This window comes from Methylocystis parvus OBBP (genome assembly GCF_027571405.1).
Classification (GTDB): Bacteria; Pseudomonadota; Alphaproteobacteria; order Rhizobiales; family Beijerinckiaceae; genus Methylocystis; species Methylocystis parva.
Window position 1 is genome coordinate 1,685,385 of sequence record NZ_CP092968.1, and the last position, 15,148, is coordinate 1,700,532.

General features: G+C 64.3%; 16 protein-coding genes. 9 read left to right on the forward strand and 7 right to left on the reverse strand.

Translation table 11 applies throughout. The features are described from left to right. Positions 1-17: 17 nt before the first annotated feature. The 3 genes from MMG94_RS08205 to MMG94_RS08215 all read right to left on the reverse strand — a co-directional run bounded on the left by MMG94_RS08205 (position 18) and on the right by MMG94_RS08215 (position 3,451). Entirely contained in the window at positions 18-2,186 is a 2,169-nt protein-coding gene (locus MMG94_RS08205) for a caspase family protein (RefSeq protein ID WP_154419929.1), read from the reverse strand. Between the two features lie 56 nt (positions 2,187-2,242). Continuing rightward, the gene (locus tag MMG94_RS08210) at positions 2,243-3,046 is read right to left on the reverse strand and encodes a hypothetical protein (RefSeq protein ID WP_016919391.1); all 804 of its coding nucleotides are present in this window, start codon (positions 3,044-3,046) and stop codon (positions 2,243-2,245) included. 69 nt (positions 3,047-3,115) lie between these two features. Next, complete coding sequence (locus MMG94_RS08215; protein WP_051001106.1) at positions 3,116-3,451, reverse strand: DUF6477 family protein; 336 nt, start codon at positions 3,449-3,451, stop codon at positions 3,116-3,118. Positions 3,452-3,571: 120 nt separating this feature from the next. Here MMG94_RS08215 and MMG94_RS08220 point away from each other — a divergent pair, with 120 nt between their 5' ends. From MMG94_RS08220 to MMG94_RS08230, 3 genes are all read left to right on the forward strand, one after another. Continuing rightward, positions 3,572-3,937, forward strand: coding sequence for a helix-turn-helix domain-containing protein (locus MMG94_RS08220; RefSeq protein WP_016919393.1), 366 nt, complete (start codon positions 3,572-3,574; stop codon positions 3,935-3,937). Beyond that, a complete protein-coding gene (locus MMG94_RS08225; protein WP_016919394.1) occupies positions 3,934-4,785 on the forward strand; it encodes a DUF6456 domain-containing protein in 852 nt (283 codons plus the stop codon). Before MMG94_RS08220 ends, MMG94_RS08225 begins: the two co-directional genes overlap by 4 nt. 76 nt (positions 4,786-4,861) lie before the next feature. Beyond that, positions 4,862-5,458 (forward strand): PadR family transcriptional regulator, encoded by a 597-nt coding sequence (locus tag MMG94_RS08230; protein WP_154419927.1) that lies wholly within the window; start codon positions 4,862-4,864, stop codon positions 5,456-5,458. Between the two features lie 48 nt (positions 5,459-5,506). On the opposite strand, the gene MMG94_RS08235 is transcribed toward MMG94_RS08230, so the two are convergent. After that, positions 5,507-7,531: a virginiamycin B lyase family protein gene (locus MMG94_RS08235; protein ID WP_016919396.1), complete on the reverse strand. Its 2,025-nt coding sequence runs from the start codon at positions 7,529-7,531 to the stop codon at positions 5,507-5,509. Positions 7,532-7,795: 264 nt separating this feature from the next. Continuing rightward, a complete protein-coding gene (locus tag MMG94_RS08240) occupies positions 7,796-8,218 on the reverse strand; it encodes a SufE family protein (protein ID WP_016919397.1) in 423 nt (140 codons plus the stop codon). Between the two features lie 170 nt (positions 8,219-8,388). On the opposite strand from MMG94_RS08240, the gene MMG94_RS08245 reads away from it, so the two are divergent. From MMG94_RS08245 to MMG94_RS08255, 3 genes are all read left to right on the forward strand, one after another. After that, positions 8,389-8,985: a LemA family protein gene (locus MMG94_RS08245; RefSeq protein ID WP_016919398.1), complete on the forward strand. Its 597-nt coding sequence runs from the start codon at positions 8,389-8,391 to the stop codon at positions 8,983-8,985. Continuing rightward, positions 8,985-9,836 carry a serine O-acetyltransferase gene (gene cysE / locus MMG94_RS08250; protein ID WP_016919399.1) on the forward strand — a complete coding sequence of 284 codons (852 nt, stop codon included), beginning with the start codon at positions 8,985-8,987 and terminating at the stop codon, positions 9,834-9,836. Before MMG94_RS08245 ends, cysE begins: the two co-directional genes overlap by 1 nt. 75 nt (positions 9,837-9,911) lie before the next feature. Further along, positions 9,912-10,139: a hypothetical protein gene (locus tag MMG94_RS08255; protein WP_016919400.1), complete on the forward strand. Its 228-nt coding sequence runs from the start codon at positions 9,912-9,914 to the stop codon at positions 10,137-10,139. A gap of 2 nt (positions 10,140-10,141) precedes the next feature. Here the strand turns inward: MMG94_RS08255 and phaC are convergent, their stop codons facing one another. Next, positions 10,142-12,211, reverse strand: a complete 2,070-nt coding sequence (phaC, locus tag MMG94_RS08260) for a class I poly(R)-hydroxyalkanoic acid synthase (RefSeq protein WP_016919401.1) — start codon at positions 12,209-12,211, stop codon at positions 10,142-10,144. 300 nt (positions 12,212-12,511) lie between these two features. Here phaC and MMG94_RS08265 point away from each other — a divergent pair, with 300 nt between their 5' ends. Then, positions 12,512-12,862, forward strand: a complete 351-nt coding sequence (locus MMG94_RS08265; protein ID WP_026016161.1) for a hypothetical protein — start codon at positions 12,512-12,514, stop codon at positions 12,860-12,862. 117 nt (positions 12,863-12,979) lie between these two features. After that, a complete protein-coding gene (locus MMG94_RS08270) occupies positions 12,980-13,321 on the forward strand; it encodes a hypothetical protein (RefSeq protein WP_016919403.1) in 342 nt (113 codons plus the stop codon). 24 nt (positions 13,322-13,345) lie between these two features. Here the strand turns inward: MMG94_RS08270 and MMG94_RS08275 are convergent, their stop codons facing one another. Next, complete coding sequence (locus tag MMG94_RS08275; protein ID WP_016919404.1) at positions 13,346-13,762, reverse strand: hypothetical protein; 417 nt, start codon at positions 13,760-13,762, stop codon at positions 13,346-13,348. A gap of 144 nt (positions 13,763-13,906) precedes the next feature. Between MMG94_RS08275 and MMG94_RS08280 the strand changes: the two genes are divergently transcribed. After that, positions 13,907-15,142, forward strand: a complete 1,236-nt coding sequence (locus MMG94_RS08280) for a flagellar hook protein FlgE (protein WP_026016162.1) — start codon at positions 13,907-13,909, stop codon at positions 15,140-15,142. Positions 15,143-15,148 lie beyond the last annotated feature (6 nt).

Below are 15,148 nucleotides of genomic sequence, written 5' to 3' on the forward strand. Positions count from 1 at the left end.
ATCGCTTCTTTGATGAATCAACGCTTTTTGGGCGTTGAGGGGCGGCCCCTTGCCGGCTTGGGGACAACCCAAGGGATTTGCAGCTTCAGCCGATCCTTCTTCCCCAGAAGCTGGGGCTCCTGACTATATCCCAGCCGCAGTAACTTTTGTTGCACGAGACTGCTGAGTTCGACGAAACTCAAATTGGCGTGTTGATCGCGGTATTGACGCAGGACCTGAGCGAGACAGAATGTATAGGCGCCGTAAGATGTCGCGCCATGCCGGTATTCATAAGATTTTTGCCCCTCGCCGCAGGCCTCGAAGATGATTGGCATGTAGGGACCGTCGTGGCGGAGCGCTGTACGTGTGCGGTCGAAATCGTGATTTTCCAGCGAGCGTAGCGTGGTTGCGCGGCCGAACCGCCGCGTTGCGCCGTTCTTTCCAATATAAGCTTTACCTTCCCGGCTGTCCTTCAAGGAGCGATTGATCGGCTCGAAGTTGCGAGGTACCCACATCTTCTCTTCCGGGTCCCAGCGCAGATCACGATGTCGGATATCGTCTGGGGGCGCGATGCCGCGTATCAGCGGCCCGCCCGCCCGGGCGATGCCTCCGGAATGACAGCAATCGAAAACGGCGACAAACCAGCTCTCGTAAGGCAATTGCGAATAAAGCTCGCAGAACTGCTTGTCGAGGATGGCGCGCTCCGGAGACCAGTCAAAATCGTAAGGGACCAGACATTCGTCGATGTGATCGGGCTCGCCTTTTGCGTCATAACCCGCGATCTGCGCGCCATGACCAGAATAAAACAGGAAGCGCTGATCCTCTTTCTGCACGCCATCCAGCAGCCAGTGCAGGCGATCGAAGACGCCCTGCTTCGTCGCCCGCTCGTTGAGAACGACTCGAATTTCCTCCGCCTTGAAACCGCTCTCCTGGAGGAGGGCGCTCATAGAAAATACGTCATTGACGCATCCCTCCAACCGATTGGCGGGATCTGGATAGTCGTTGATGCCGATCAGCAAGGCGCGCTTGTCGGGCTTGCGCAAGGCTCGGCGGAAGTCGCGCGTCGCTTTCGTTACTTCTCTCGTTGATGCAGCGCTGCCGACTAGCGCGCGCCACGCCGTGTCAATTGTATTTCGGTGCGACAGGTACGAGGTCGCATCGTGGTTGAGCGCATCGTTGGGAATGTCGAAAGGCGTTTGGACTTGCTCAAACCGTTCGTCCGAGATGCGAAGCTGTGTGGTGAGAACATTGTCGTCCGGGTTGAAGAGGTGGAACCATCTGCCGACGTCGGGCATTTGGATCCGGCCGGCGAAGATGTCGCGAATGGCGGGATGGCCGATCTGCGAGCCGAAAGTCACAAATATCTTTTCCTTGAGACCGTCCGCTCCAAACGCCAAGCTGTCGTAGCAAATCAGCGAGCCGAGGCTGTGCGCGAAAACGGCGTGATAGTCTTTCGTTACGAAGGCAGTTGCGATTTCCGCGCGTAACGCCGCCCGCAGACTGTCGTTCGCAACCCAATTGGCGATCATCCCCACCGTGCGCTGATACGAGTCGGACAAATCGAATCCGCGCGTCCGCCCCAACGCGTCGCCTACGCCGTTGACTGCAAGGCTGCCCAACAATCTGGCTAGCGCCGCGGCATAAGCGAGCGGATTGGTCCCGCCATTATCGACCAGGCTGTCATATTCGAAAAAATCAATCTGCACGGCGCAGGCCGGGTCGACAGCCCAGGCGGCGTTGGAGATGGCAGCCGTCCAGGAGGGCCGAAAATTCGGATCGGACTCCTGATGGCCGACGCCATGAACGCAAAGAATGCGCAAAGGCTCCGCCGCCGCGCGCCGGCCAAACGCCCGGCCGAAACCCGTCAACGGACCTGCGCCAATCCCACGATTGGCGGGGGAAGCGACGAAGCCGAACTCTTGACTTGGGACGATGGAATGCAACGCGTCGCGGTTCCATTCCAAGCGGGCGCCTTCGATTATTTCTGCTTTGGCGACGCGAGGAGCCGCCACGCCAATAGGCTTTTTTACCGCGACGCGCTTTCTTGGCTTCGACCAGGTCTTACGGGTCGTCGCTCGCGCCTTGCGCACTGGCTTCCTGCCCATATCAATCACTCCTTTCAAATTTTTTTCTAAAACCGCATCGCTAAATCGCCGCAAAACAGCTGCGCGCGGGTTTCGAACGAGAAGCCGGGGCTTCGCGTTCATTAGCCGCAACGCTAAGTTAGATGAAAGAAACCCGGCGATCCAGCCAATTCCATTCCTTACGACTTCGACATCAACTCCAGCGCCAGCCCGTAAATGCGCGTGCGCGACGCTTCGGGCAGCGTGCGCAGCACTTCGAGATAGGTCTGGCCGGCCGCGCACATTTTCGCGTCGTCGAGCGGCGGGTCGGGCATCTTGCCGTCGAGCAGCGCGTCTATTTCGGCCTTGCTCAGGCCGCGCGCCTGCAGCGCGGTCTCGAGCGTCTTGAAATCCGCCTCATTAGGCTGGGCGCGGGAGATGTTCTTTTCCTGCCCGCTCGCCATCGCTTCGAGATTGGCGGTCGCCATATCGGCGACGAGAGGACGCTGCGCGGCGGCGAAGCGCTGGAAGTCGAGATTGGTCGCGCCGTAAAGAAAGGCGACGCACATCTTCTTGTCCTCGCGCGCCACCGCCTGCAGCACGTCGAGCTGCTTGGCGAAGACTTTCGACATCGCCTCCGGTTCCGCTTTTCCGGCGAGCGCGCCGCGCGACTGGCGCAGGCGGCGGACCGCCTCGGAAAGATAATAATCGACGCTCTGCTCCAATTTGGTGTCCGCGAGACGCGTCGAAAACTCATTGAGCGCGGCCTCGTAATCCTGCGTGAAGGTCTCGCGCATCCGTGAAAAGTAGCGCGCATATTCCGGCGTCTGCGCAATGGCCGTCTCGACCATCTGCCGCGCGGTTCCCTTGTCGATCGGCGCGGCGAGGCCGGCGAGACCGACGCCGGGCTTCGTCGGCGCGAACGAGATCATCATCAGGCCCACGCCGAGACAGATCGCCACGACGGCGGCGGCGGCGAGCGCGAGAATTCGTTCGATCAGCATTGCATGGCCTTTGGCGGTCGGAATTCGACGCCGAAACTTAAGCAATGCGCGCCGCTCTGAAAAGCGCTCTCACGCAGGCCGGCCTTCGAGGCGCGCGAGCCGCGCCGTCTCCGCGCGATGCGCGACGAGAAGCGCGATATGGCGGTTAAGGTCATATGTCCAATGGCCGCTGCGGGCGCGCTCCGCGCGCAAAGCGCGCGCGATCTCGCGCAGGATCGCGTGGACCGCGTCGGGCGTCTCGCCGGCGATCGTCTCACGCGACAGCCGGTGGAATCGCGACAGCGCGTCGCGGCGGTCATAGGCGGCGAGACCGGCTTGAAGCGCCTCCTCGAGCGCGGGACGGGCCCCGGCCTTCAGCCGCTGGACGGCGCGGGTCTTTGCGGGGCGATGCGAAGCGACGAACATGGCGAAATCCTCCTGCCCGGGGAGGATGGGCGCGGCCGCCGGCCTGGGGATAGAATTTTTTCCGCTTGAATAGGATTTTTTTCCGTCATAGCCTTGGCCGTCACTCAATCGGGGGCCGACATGTCTCTTTCTTCACGTCCCAAACCTTTTCCTGCCGTTGAGGGGCTCAGCGCCGCCGCCGCGGCCGCTGTCGCGCGCCTTCCGGCGCGGGCGATCGCCAGCCCGACGCGCTCGCGCGCTCCCGTCGCAAGAGCGCGCCAGCTCGCCGTTTATCTCCATCATGTCGCGCTTGGCGCGAGCCTCTCCGCCTGCGCCCGCGCCTTCGCGCGGGACCGGGCGACGGTGCGCTACGCCTGTGCGGTGATCGAGGATCTGCGCGACGATCCGCAGGTGGACGGCTGGACGGCGCGGCTCGAACAGGCCGTCGCGGCGCAGCGCGACATGGTTTGCCGCCTCATGAGCGAAATGGAAGGAGCGACGCGATGAGCCGCAATCCGCGCGCGAACGGTGAGGCGCCGCGCCTGCTCCGCCGCCTGCTGGAGACGCTGGGCGAGGCCGGCGCCCGCGCCGCGCCGAGCGATCTGGAGAACGACATGATCGTCGTCTTTTCGCCCAGGAACGGCGTCACCGTGGCGCGCGCCCGGCTTCCCGCGGCCATTGGCGAGATCGCCGTCTCCCGCGGTCTCGCCGCATGGACGCGAGAGGGCGCAGGCCGCATCCTGCGCATCGCCGAGCCCGGCCGCGCCTTTCTGCGCCGCGCGGAGCCGCGGGAACCGGCGCTCGATCCGTTCCGCGCCCAGCACGGGATCTTCGAGAAGCGCGCGCTGGAAAAGGGCGCCCGGCCGACAATCGTCAACGAGACGGAGAGTCCGCTCGCCTGGCTCGCGCGTCGAAAGGGAGCCGACGGCAAGCCCTTCCTTTCGCCGCCGCAGCTCGAAGCCGGCGAACGCTTTCGCCGCGACGTCGAGCAGGCCGGGATTCTCCAGCGCGTCACGGCCAATTGGGAGGCGCCGATCTCGGCGTCGCGGCGCGGCGCCGACGCCGGCGTCGCCGTGACCGATATCGCCATGGACGCGCGGCGGCGCTTGAGCGGCGCCTATAATGCGGTCGGCGCCGAACTCGCCGGGCTCCTCACCGACGTTTGCGGCTTTCTCAAAGGGCTGGAGACGGTCGAAAGCGAGAGGGGCTGGCCCGCCCGCTCCGGCAAGGTGGTGCTGAAAATCGCGCTGGACCGGCTGGCGCAGCATTACGGGATCGCGACCAAGGCGACTGGCCCCGCGCGGGCGAAGGGTCTGCTGCATTGGGGCGCGGAGGATTATCGGCCAAGCCTTTGACGCGCGGCTCCAGACCTTGACACGCTACATCTAAGATATATCTTAGTTGTGTCTAAACAAAAGGAGACATGTTTTTATGAACCATCATCATGAACACCGCCATTCTCGCCACTGTCACGAATTCCACGCCGCCCACGCGATGCGCGGGCGCGGCGGCGAGGGATTTGGCCGCAGAGGCTTCGGCCGCCCGGGCGAGGGCATGCGCGGCGGCGGACGGCGCCGCATGTTCGAAGGGGGCGAGCTGCGCCTCGTCATTCTCCTCCTGCTGGAGAGCGAGCCGCGGCATGGCTATGACGTCATCCGCGAGATCGAGACGCGCACCGGCGGCGCCTATGCCCCGAGCCCGGGCGTCGTCTATCCGACTTTGACGCTTCTCGAAGAATTGGGACAGGTGGAAAGCCGCGCGGCCGAGGGCGCGAAGAAGCTCTATGCGATCACGGAGGCGGGCTCCGCCCATCTCGCGGCGAACCGCGCCGAAGCCGACGCCGCTCTCGCCCGGCTCGACGAGCTGCGCAAGAAGAGCGAGGTCGTGGACGCCGGCCCGGTTTTCCGGGCCATGAGCAACCTCAAGACCGTTCTCCAACAGCGCCTGTCGGGCCAGCCGGAAAAGGAGCTGCTCTTTTCCGTCGCCGATCTCATCGACGAAGCGGCGCGCAAGATCGAACGCCTGTGAGGGGAGAGGCGAGCGCGCCTCTCTCGAGACACGCGGCGCTCTCGAAGGTCACGGCAGGGAAGCGGCCAGCGTCGACGCCGAAATGACGCCGCCGCTCATGAGCGACACGACCAGATTCCCTGTCGCCGCGTCCCGCCAGAGAATGTCGCTCGCGCCGTCGCCCGCGAAATCGCCGACGCCAGCGACCGACCAGGTCGCCGGCGGATTGGCGACGAAGAGCGAGGACGAGATCACCGATCCGTTCACAAGCGAAACAATCGTGTCGCCATTGACGTTGCGCCACAGGATGTCGGCTTTGTGATCGTTGTTGAAATCAGCGACGCCGGCGACGACCCAGCTTGACGGCGTCCGCGCGAGGAAGGCGGAGGACGTGATCGCCGGCCCGTTCATGAAGGAGACCACGTAATCGCCTGTCGTGGCGTTGCGCCACAGAATATCGGCGGCGCCGTCGCCGCTGAAATCCGCGACCCCGGCGACGCCCCAATTGCCCGGCAGCGACGCGACGAAAGTGCTGGAGACGATCGACGCGCCGTTCATCTTGGAAACGACGGCGTCGCCGTTGAGATTGCGCCAGAGAATGTCCGCCTTGCCGTCGGCGTCGAAATCGCCGACGCCGGCGACGTCCCAGCTCCTCGGCAGATTCGCGACGAATGTGCTCGACGTGATCGACGCGCCGTTCATCAGCGAGACGACGACGTCGCCGGTGGCGCCGTTCCGCCAGAGAATGTCGGTCTTATGTCCGGGGCCGTCGCCATTGAAATCGCCGCTGCCGGCGACCTTCCAGTCGATCGGAAGATTGGCGAGCAGGGCCGAGGACGCAATGGCCGCGCCGTTCATGAGGGAAGCGGAGAAATTGCCGGCGCTGTCGCGCCAGAGAATATCCGCCTTCCCTGCCCCGTCGACGTCGCCCGTGGCCGCGACGGTCCATGTAGCCGGCAGATTTGGAGCGAGCGTCGCGCGGCCGAGCTGATCCGTGCCCGTCTCCGATATCCATATCGCGCCGTCGCCCGCCATGCCGACGCCGCCCGGCGCCGAATTGGCGCTCGGCGGGGAATATTCGGTGACGACGCCGCCCGGCGTGATGCGCCCGATCTTGTTGATCCCGGGCTCGGCGAACCAGAGCGCGTTGTCGGGACCCCAATCGATCTCCCAGGGCTGCGCGCCCGGGGTCGGCAGCGCGAACTCCTTGACGAGGCCTTGCAGCGTGATGCGCCCGATCTTGTTCACGCCGGGCTCGGTGAACCACATGGCCCCGTCGGGACCAGGAACGATGCCCTGCGGCTGGGCGCCGGATGTCGGCACGGGAAACTCGGTGACGACGCCCGCCGTCGTGATGCGCCCGATCCTGCCGTTCGCGCCCGCCGACGCCGTGTACCACATCGCGCCGTCCGGCCCGCCCACGAGCTGCTGCGCCGACTCCAGACTGGAGGGAAGCGGGAAGAAGGTCACCGCGCCGGCTTTGGTGATCCGCCCGACGCGCGGCGCGACCAGCTCGGTGAACCACATGGCGCCGTCCCAACCGAGCGCGATCGCGGAGGGAAAATCCGTCGCGCCGGCGACGCGCATGGGAATGGGAAAGAGCGTGATCTGCTCGTCGAGTCCGAGACGGCCGACATAGTCAATCCAATTGGTGTTGCCATTAATTACGCCGCGATCGGCGACAGTGAACCAGACCGTGCCGTCGTCGGCATAGGCGATGCCGCCCTGTATGCCCTCGCCCTGCTGCCCAGGCCAGGAATAGGTCTTGAACGTGAACGTGACCTCGGCGTTGTGCCGGGGCGCGCCGGAGACGAACCCGGCGCCTCCCGCCGTCGCCCCGCCGATCGAATTGGCGCCGTTTCCGAAATTCAGCATGATCGCCTTGCCGACATCGAAGTCCGGCTGCGACACATATCGGACGGCCGGCTGCACGCCGACATGTTTCTGCATTTTGGTGCGTGCGACGAATTCGGCCCATTGCAGATCATCGTCATGCGTCGCCCGCGCCGGAGCGGCGAAGAGCGAGAGGCCCGCGACGCCAACAAGGAGCCGCGCAATCGTATAGAACGACGAATTAGTATGAAGCTTCAACATGATGCGCCGCCTTTAAAATTGCGGTCTGTGCGCGCGTTGCGTTTTTACGAGACCCGTGGGGGCCGACTGTCTTAATTTTCTATGAATTATCGAATTTTGACAAGATTGAGCTTGTATTGCCGCTTCGCGTCCCGGCGCCGTTTCTTGCGTGTCGGCGCAACGTCCCGCTCCGCCAAAAGCCTTCCGAAGCTGGACGGCCGCAATCGCCTCGCCGGGATCGGTTTGTGCGCCCGCCATGGCGGCGGATGGCGGGGGAGAAGCCCCTTATCCCGCAAGCGCGGCCGCCGCCTCCTTCCTGATCCGCTCGACCATGGAGCGCAGACCATTGGCGCGCTGGGGCGTCAGATGTTCGGCGAGGCCGAGCTGCTTGAAGAGCGGCTGGGCGTCCGTTTCGGCGATCTCCCGCGCACGGCGGCCGGAGTAAAGCGCCAGCACCAGCGCGACGAGGCCGCGCACGATATGGGCGTCGCTGTCGCCGCGGAAATTGAGCACCGGCGCCCCCGACGCGTCCTGTCCGGGCGTCGTCTCCAGCCACACCTGACTGGCGCAGCCGCGCACCTTGTTTTCTTCCGTATAGGCTTCCTTCGGCAAGGGCTCGAGCGTGCGGCCGAGCTCGATGAGATAGCGGTAGCGATCCTCCCACTCGTCCAGAAGCTCGAAATTGCCGATGATTTCATCGATGGCCATCGCATTCCCCTTTTATGCGCCATACTACTCGAAGCATACGCCACGCGGCGAATTATCTGCCGCAAACCAAGCCTTCCGCCCGCCCTTCCCATGCGTCTGGCGAGCGCTTAAGTTTGCCCCGTCAATCTGGCCAGGGCGACGGTCGCGCCCGCTTCCATGGAGAGTTGCACATGACCCTCTTGTCCCGCTGGCGCGCCCTCGCTTTCGCGATCGTCGCCGCCCTGTCGCTTTCCGGCTGCGGCTACAACACGATCCCGACTCTCGAGGAAAACGCCAAGGCCAAATGGGCGGAGGTGCAATCCCAGTACCAGCGCCGCGCCGATCTCATCCCCAACCTCGTCGCGACGGTTCAGGGCTACGCGAAGCAGGAAAAGGACGTGCTCACCTCCGTCGTCGAGGCGCGCGCCAAGGCCACCTCTGTGAAGGTCGACGCCTCCACCATCACCGACCCCGAGAAGATGAAGCAGTTTCAGGACGCGCAGGCGCAGCTCTCCGGCGCGCTCGGCCGCCTCCTTGCGGTGAGCGAAGCCTATCCGGACCTCAAATCCAACCAGAACTTCCTGGCGCTGCAGTCGCAGCTCGAGGGCACGGAGAACCGCATCAACGTCTCGCGGCGCGATTACATCAACGCGGTGCGAGAGTTCAACACCTCGCTGCGGACCTTCCCGACGCTACTTTGGGCCAAGACCTTCTTCTCGGGGACGAAGCCGATGGCCGAATTCACGGCGAGCGAATCCGCCCAGCAGCCGCCGCAGGTGAAGTTCTGATGTCGCCCGAGCGCCCCGCGGAAGAGCTTTGCGCGCTTTGCGCCCAAAGCGACGCCATGTGGGCGCATATGCGACAGGAGGCGCAGGACGCGCTCCGGCTCGACCCGACGCTTGCGCCGCTCTTCATCGGCGAGCTGTTGAACAGGCATAGCCTTGAGGAAGCGGTGATACATCGCGTGAGCGGCCGCCTGGGCGCGTCCGCCATGGACGCCGCCTCGATCGCCGACGCCTTTCTCGATGCGCTGGCGAGCGAGCCCGAGATCGGCGAAGCCTTCCGCGCCGACGCCGCCGCCTATGTCGAACGCGATCCGGCCTGCAGGCGGCTCATGGAGCCCCTGCTCTATTTCAAGGGCTATCACGCCATACAGGCCTCGCGCCTCGCCCATGCGTTGTGGCGCAAGGGCAAGCGCGACTTCGCCTTCTACATTCAGAGCCGCACCTCCGACGCGCTGGCGGCGGACATTCATCCCGCGGCGCGTTTCGGCAAGGGCGTCTTCCTCGATCACGCGACCGGCTTCGTCGTGGGCGAGACGGCGGTGGTGGAGGACGACGTCTCGATCCTCCATGGCGTGACGCTCGGCGGCACCGGCAAAGTCGCAGGCGACCGGCACCCCAAGGTGCGCCGCGGAGTCATGATCGGCGCGGGGACGAAAATCCTCGGCAATATCGAGATCGGCGCCTATTCCCGCATCGCCGCCGGCTCGGTCGTGCTGCACGCCGCGCCGCCGCATTCGGTGGTCGCGGGCGTGCCGGCGAAGATCGTCGGCGTCGAGCCGAAATCCGAGCCCGCCCGGGACATGGATCAGATCCTGCGCGGCCTCGCCTACGACTCCTTCGATTACGTCATCTGACGCGGGGCGGCGGAACGCGGCGCTTGCCCAAAGGCTTTATCCTTCTACATCCGGCTCAACCGAAGGGGCCGCCGCATGCACGCGCTCAAGACAGATGATTTTCGCATCGAACGCGACGGCGCCGAATGGATCGTCACCTTCACGCCTACCGGCGCGCGATTCTTTTTCGGCTCGAACGGCATGGAGACGCGCGTCAGCGAAACCGACCTGCCGCCGGAAGACGCGCCGACGGATTACGACCCGCTCGAAGTCGAGCGCATGGCCGCGCGCATTGCTTATCTCGTCCGCAACAATTCCGGCTGAGGTCAGCCCTTCACCCGAACATATTCGCCCGGCGCGTCGCATATCGGCTTGAGTTCGCCGCCGCCCGGCTCGCGCGCGGGAACCTTGCGCGGCGCCTGCGTCGTGATCCATTCGAACCAGTGCGGCCACCAGGAGCCCTTGTGGAGCTCGGCCTTCGCCACCCACTCCTCGAAACTGCCCTTCACCGGCCCGCCGGTCATGTAATCATATTTTCCTTTCGCCGGCGGATTGATGATGCCGGCGATATGGCCGGAGCCGCCGAGCACATAGGTGACGTCGCCCCCGAAGAACTTGTCGCCGCGGAAGACGGAGCGCGCGGGCGCGATGTGATCTTCCTTTGTGGCGATCGAATAGATGGGTATCTTCACGAGACGCAGATTGATCGGCACGCCGCTCATCACCATCTCGCCGCGCGTGATGCGGTTCTCGAGATAGCAGCTGCGCATGTAGAAGGAGTGGTTGGCCCGCGGAATGCGCGTCGAGTCCGAGTTCCAGTAAAGGAGATCGAAAGCGGCGGGCTCCACGCCCTTCATGTAATTATTGACGACATAGTTCCAGATGAGCTCGTTCGGCCGCAGCATGTTGAAGGCGTTGGCCATCTTCACGCCTTCGAGATAGCCGGTCTTCGCCATCGCCTCGTCGAGCGCCGCCATTCGCTCATCGTCGATGAGGATCTGCAGATCGCCGGCCTCGCTGAAATCCACCTGCGTCGCGAAGAAGGTCACGCTCTCTATGCGGTCGTCGCCCTTCGTCGCCATATAAGCGAGCGTGAGCGCGAGCAGCGTGCCGCCGACGCAATAGCCCGCCGCCGCCACTTTGCGCTCGCCGGTCGCTTTCTCAATGACGTCGAGCGCGGTGAGGATGCCCTCATGCATATAGGCCTCGAATCCCTTCTCGGCCTTGCTCTCGTCCGGATTGACCCAGGAGATGATGAAGACGGTGAAGCCCTGCTCCACGGCCCAACGCACGAAGCTCTTCTCTTTATTCAGATCGAGCACGTAGAATTTGTTGATCCAGGGCGGGGTGAGCAGCAATGGGCGCGCATAGACCTCCTCGGTCGCCGGCGCGTATTGGATCAGCTCCATCACGTCGTTGCGCCAGATGACCTTGCCGGGCGTATTTGCGAGATCGATTCCCAGTCTGAACTTGCTGTCGTCGGTCTGACGAATTTTCAGCATGCCGCCGCCCGCGCTAAGATCCTCCGCGAACATCTTCATGCCGCGAATCAGATTCTCGCCCTTGGCCTCGATCGTCGCGCGCAACAGCTCGGGATTGGTGGCGATGAAATTGGACGGCGACACGGCGCTCGAAATCAACCGCGTATAGAATTGCGCTTTGGCGCGCGTGTGCGGATCAAGCCCCTCGGCCTTGTCGACCATGTCGCCCGCCCAACGCGCCGCGTAGAGATAGGTTTGGCGCAGCCAGTCGAAAAACGGATTTTCCTCCCATTCCGGCGAGGCGAAACGCTTGTCGCTCGGGTCGGGCGCGACGATCGGCGGAACGTTCTCGCCGGAATAGCGGCGCAGGGTCTGACGCCAGATCTCGCTCAACCCGCCATAGAGCTCGGCCTGAGCCACGGCGGCGCGCTCGGGCTTGGCGAACCAATATTCGGCGACCGTGCCCAGCGTCTTGGTGGCGTCCGCAACATTGGCCGCGAGCTCGCTGCGCGATCCGCTGGCGTCTACCGTGCCGATCGCCGCCGCGAGCGCTTTGCGGCCCTGATCGACAAGCTGCGCCATATTCTCGGCCATGGCTTCTATGTCGACGCCCGCCAAAGCGGTCATCGGCGCTCCCCCGGCCGACGCCTGCGTCCCTTCCGGACGTCCAGCCCGATTCGCCGCCCGCTGCGATCCGACGGCGAGCGGCTCCGCCTCTGACGCCTCCATGGCCAGAATCCTGACCGGCTCCTTCGCCTTGGTCTTTTTGGCGATCTTCTTTTCGGACTTGGCCTTGTCCTGCTTAGCCTTGTCCTGCTTGGCCTTTTCCTTCGCCTTCCGCTCCGAAGCCGCCTCGGTCCCCGGCGGCGCCTTGCGCCGTTTGACCACTGGCTCTTCGTCGCGACCGATCGTCATGCTCTATCCCATCCTTCTCTCGGCCCGCGCGGCGCGCGGTCGATGCAATGCGCCCAGTATCGCCGTCCGACGGCGGCCTGTCCCGCTCTAACGACATTGCGGGCGCAAAAAAAGCGTCGAAACCGCCGCCGTCGCGCCCACGCCGCACTGCGGGCAGCGTAACTTCGGTATATTACAATCATATAGGAGCCGGGAAGCGCGCGCCGCAGCCAATATGTCGCGGCCCGAAACGGCTCGCGCCAGCATGCTTTGCCAGAAAGGACGCCGGTCGACCCGGCGTCGACGCTTGCGGAGACGAAAATGCTGCGGCGCAAAGAGGCGTTGGCCTATTGGCTGGTCTGCGGGCTTTCGGCCTGCGCGAGAAGCCATGGAGAAATCACGCCCGCGCCGATTCCGCCCGAGGCCTTCGAACGCGCGACCTGCCGCGAGCTTTCCATTATGCGCGCCAAGGCGATGCGCACCCTCATCTACGCCGAACTCACGCAGAACCACCGCTACGCCGAAGACCGCACGCGCATCTTTGGCGTCCCGACGCCGATGGCGACAATCTTCGGCGAAAATCGCGAGGCGGAAGCAGCGCGACTCAAGGGCGAAACCCTGGCGCTTGCAGCGCAGATCGAGCGCGCGGGGTGTCTCGAGCGCAGCCGGTGAGCGCCATGTTGCGCGAGGCTTGCCGCGCCGCTTCACGCCCCGCTCGAGGGAAGTCTTTTGTTCAGACCTCGCGCGCAGATTTTCTCGCAGCGACAGCGTAACGAAGAGGGTTGGTGAATGAGCGTTCCGGCGCAAGGCGCGGCGTTGCCTGCGATGACGATCGAAGAATGCCAAAGGCTGCAAACGCCGCTGCGTCAGGATCTCGAAATTCTCGATTACGAAATCAGGCGTCTCGTCGCGCGCATCCGCAAGGACGCGCGCGATGCGGGCGCGGACGATACGGCCTTCGTGACGGCCTCCTCCACCATTCTGCTCTCCATCGCCGCGACGCTCCTCTCTCGCGCCGCGGAGGATCGCCGCGCAAATTTCGACGCAGGCGCTTTCGCCGCCAGCGCGGGAAACGCCGCGCTATGGGCGCAAGAGAGACGGCTCAAATGCTTCGTCGGCGGCGAAGCCTGACGCCTCGTCTCTCCCGCCAAACGCTCAAAGCGCGTAGTTGCGACTTCTCATGCGCCGCGCCGCCTGCGCCTTGCCCGGCGTCGGCGCGCGAGACAGACGGCATCCGATCTCGGAGCCGCGCCGCCACACGATGCGCGCGGCGTAGATCGCGCCGCTCGCCTCCTCGAACAATTGAAACGCGGGCGGCGGGACGACGTTGCGCGCAAGCCTCAATCGCGCGCCTGCTTGCGTGCGATCGGCGATCAGGCAATCGCATAGAAAACGGTCTGCGGCGTCGAGCGCCTTGCCCCAATTGAGGCGTTGGGCGCGGCGCGGCGCGACCCGGCGATCGACATTTTCATCCGCAAGACGATGGAACCAGGCTACGCCTCTATTACATGCGCGCGAACGAGCCGACGCGCCGCCCTTCAACCGCGCGGCTTCCAATATTCGCGAAGTCATGGCGCCTTTCCAGAATTAAGCGACAGGCGAGATTTTTTCGCGCAGGACGTCGTCTTCCGCAACTGAAGTCGATGAGGCGGCGCCAGCCTCGGACAAGTTCCAGCGGCTTAGATCACGTCGGATCACTCTATGCGGATCGACGCGATGAGCAGCACATTCGGTTTGTTCAACACCTCCATCATGGGCATGTCCGCGCAGGCTGACGCGCTCGCCAATATCTCCGAAAACATCGCCAATTCGAGCACGGTCGGCTACAAGCGCGCGACGACGCATTTTCTTACCGTGCTCAATGGATTTCAGGGCGGGGATCAGTTTGGCGGCGGCGTGTATACGCGCAGCCGTTACGACGTCGGCGGCCAGGGGGCGCTGACGCATACCGGCAATTCGACCGACCTCGCCCTTCGTGGAAACGGCTTCTTCGTCGTGTCGGACGGTTCGGGCGCGACATTCCTCACCCGCGCCGGATCATTCGTCCCCGACTCGCAGGGCCGCCTGGTCAACGCCGCCGGTTATTATCTGATGGGCTTTCCGGAAGGCTCGCAAACCGACGCGCTGACCAATATGGAAGTTGTGCGCGTGCGGAACGACCGGCTCTACGCAAATCCGACGACAGAGGGAACGCTCGCCGCAAATCTTCCTTCCGCCGCCACGACCGTTCCCGCCGCCAATCTTCCGTCGACAAATGCGGCCGGCGCCAAATTCTCCGCCAAATCCTCGCTGACCGTCTACGACAATCTCGGCAAACCGGTCGTGCTGGACGTCTATTACGCAAAGACCGGCCCCAATGCGTGGGAAATGACGGTTTACGACTCGGCGGCCGCGACCAATGGCGGCTTTCCCTACGCGACCGCGCCGCTCGCGACGCAGTCCCTCGCTTTCGATCCCGCGAACGGCTCGATCGCCTCCGGCGCCGCGCTCAATTTCACGCCGCCCGGCGGAACCGCGATCGCTCTCGACCTGAAGGACACGACCCAGCTAGGCGCGCCCTTCGGCGTCAGCAAAATCACCGTCAATGGCAATGCGGCGGGCGCCATCCGCGCAGTCGACATCGCGACGGACGGAACCTTGAGCTACCAGCTCGACAATGGCCAGCTCGCCGCCGCCTACCGCATCGGCGTCGCTCAGGTCGCGGCGCCGACGGCGCTCTCGAGCTACACAGGCAACGTATACGCGGCGAATGGCGACTCGGGACAGATTTTCGTTGGAGCCGCCGCGATCGGCGGCAGGGGCGAAATCGCATCCGCGACGCTCGAAGCTTCGACGGTCGATCTCGCCACCGAACTCTCCACGATGATCGTCGCGCAGCGCTCTTACACGGCGAACACGCAATCCTTCCAGGCGGCCTCGGAAATTCTCCAGGTCCTCAACAATATCAAGTAAACGGAA

What these genes read in the sequence shown, in the direction of transcription:
- MMG94_RS08205 (WP_154419929.1), bottom strand. Translation starts at nt 2,186, where the DNA reads ATGAACGCGAAGCCCCGGCTTCTCGTTCGAAACCCGCGCGCAGCTGTT.
- MMG94_RS08210 (WP_016919391.1), bottom strand. Translation starts at nt 3,046, where the DNA reads ATGCTGATCGAACGAATTCTCGCGCTCGCCGCCGCCGCCGTCGTGGCG.
- MMG94_RS08215 (WP_051001106.1), bottom strand. Translation starts at nt 3,451, where the DNA reads ATGTTCGTCGCTTCGCATCGCCCCGCAAAGACCCGCGCCGTCCAGCGG.
- MMG94_RS08220 (WP_016919393.1), top strand. Translation starts at nt 3,572, where the DNA reads ATGTCTCTTTCTTCACGTCCCAAACCTTTTCCTGCCGTTGAGGGGCTC.
- MMG94_RS08225 (WP_016919394.1), top strand. Translation starts at nt 3,934, where the DNA reads ATGAGCCGCAATCCGCGCGCGAACGGTGAGGCGCCGCGCCTGCTCCGC.
- MMG94_RS08230 (WP_154419927.1), top strand. Translation starts at nt 4,862, where the DNA reads ATGAACCATCATCATGAACACCGCCATTCTCGCCACTGTCACGAATTC.
- MMG94_RS08235 (WP_016919396.1), bottom strand. Translation starts at nt 7,531, where the DNA reads ATGTTGAAGCTTCATACTAATTCGTCGTTCTATACGATTGCGCGGCTC.
- MMG94_RS08240 (WP_016919397.1), bottom strand. Translation starts at nt 8,218, where the DNA reads ATGGCCATCGATGAAATCATCGGCAATTTCGAGCTTCTGGACGAGTGG.
- MMG94_RS08245 (WP_016919398.1), top strand. Translation starts at nt 8,389, where the DNA reads ATGACCCTCTTGTCCCGCTGGCGCGCCCTCGCTTTCGCGATCGTCGCC.
- cysE (WP_016919399.1), top strand. Translation starts at nt 8,985, where the DNA reads ATGTCGCCCGAGCGCCCCGCGGAAGAGCTTTGCGCGCTTTGCGCCCAA.
- MMG94_RS08255 (WP_016919400.1), top strand. Translation starts at nt 9,912, where the DNA reads ATGCACGCGCTCAAGACAGATGATTTTCGCATCGAACGCGACGGCGCC.
- phaC (WP_016919401.1), bottom strand. Translation starts at nt 12,211, where the DNA reads ATGACGATCGGTCGCGACGAAGAGCCAGTGGTCAAACGGCGCAAGGCG.
- MMG94_RS08265 (WP_026016161.1), top strand. Translation starts at nt 12,512, where the DNA reads ATGCTGCGGCGCAAAGAGGCGTTGGCCTATTGGCTGGTCTGCGGGCTT.
- MMG94_RS08270 (WP_016919403.1), top strand. Translation starts at nt 12,980, where the DNA reads ATGAGCGTTCCGGCGCAAGGCGCGGCGTTGCCTGCGATGACGATCGAA.
- MMG94_RS08275 (WP_016919404.1), bottom strand. Translation starts at nt 13,762, where the DNA reads ATGACTTCGCGAATATTGGAAGCCGCGCGGTTGAAGGGCGGCGCGTCG.
- MMG94_RS08280 (WP_026016162.1), top strand. Translation starts at nt 13,907, where the DNA reads ATGAGCAGCACATTCGGTTTGTTCAACACCTCCATCATGGGCATGTCC.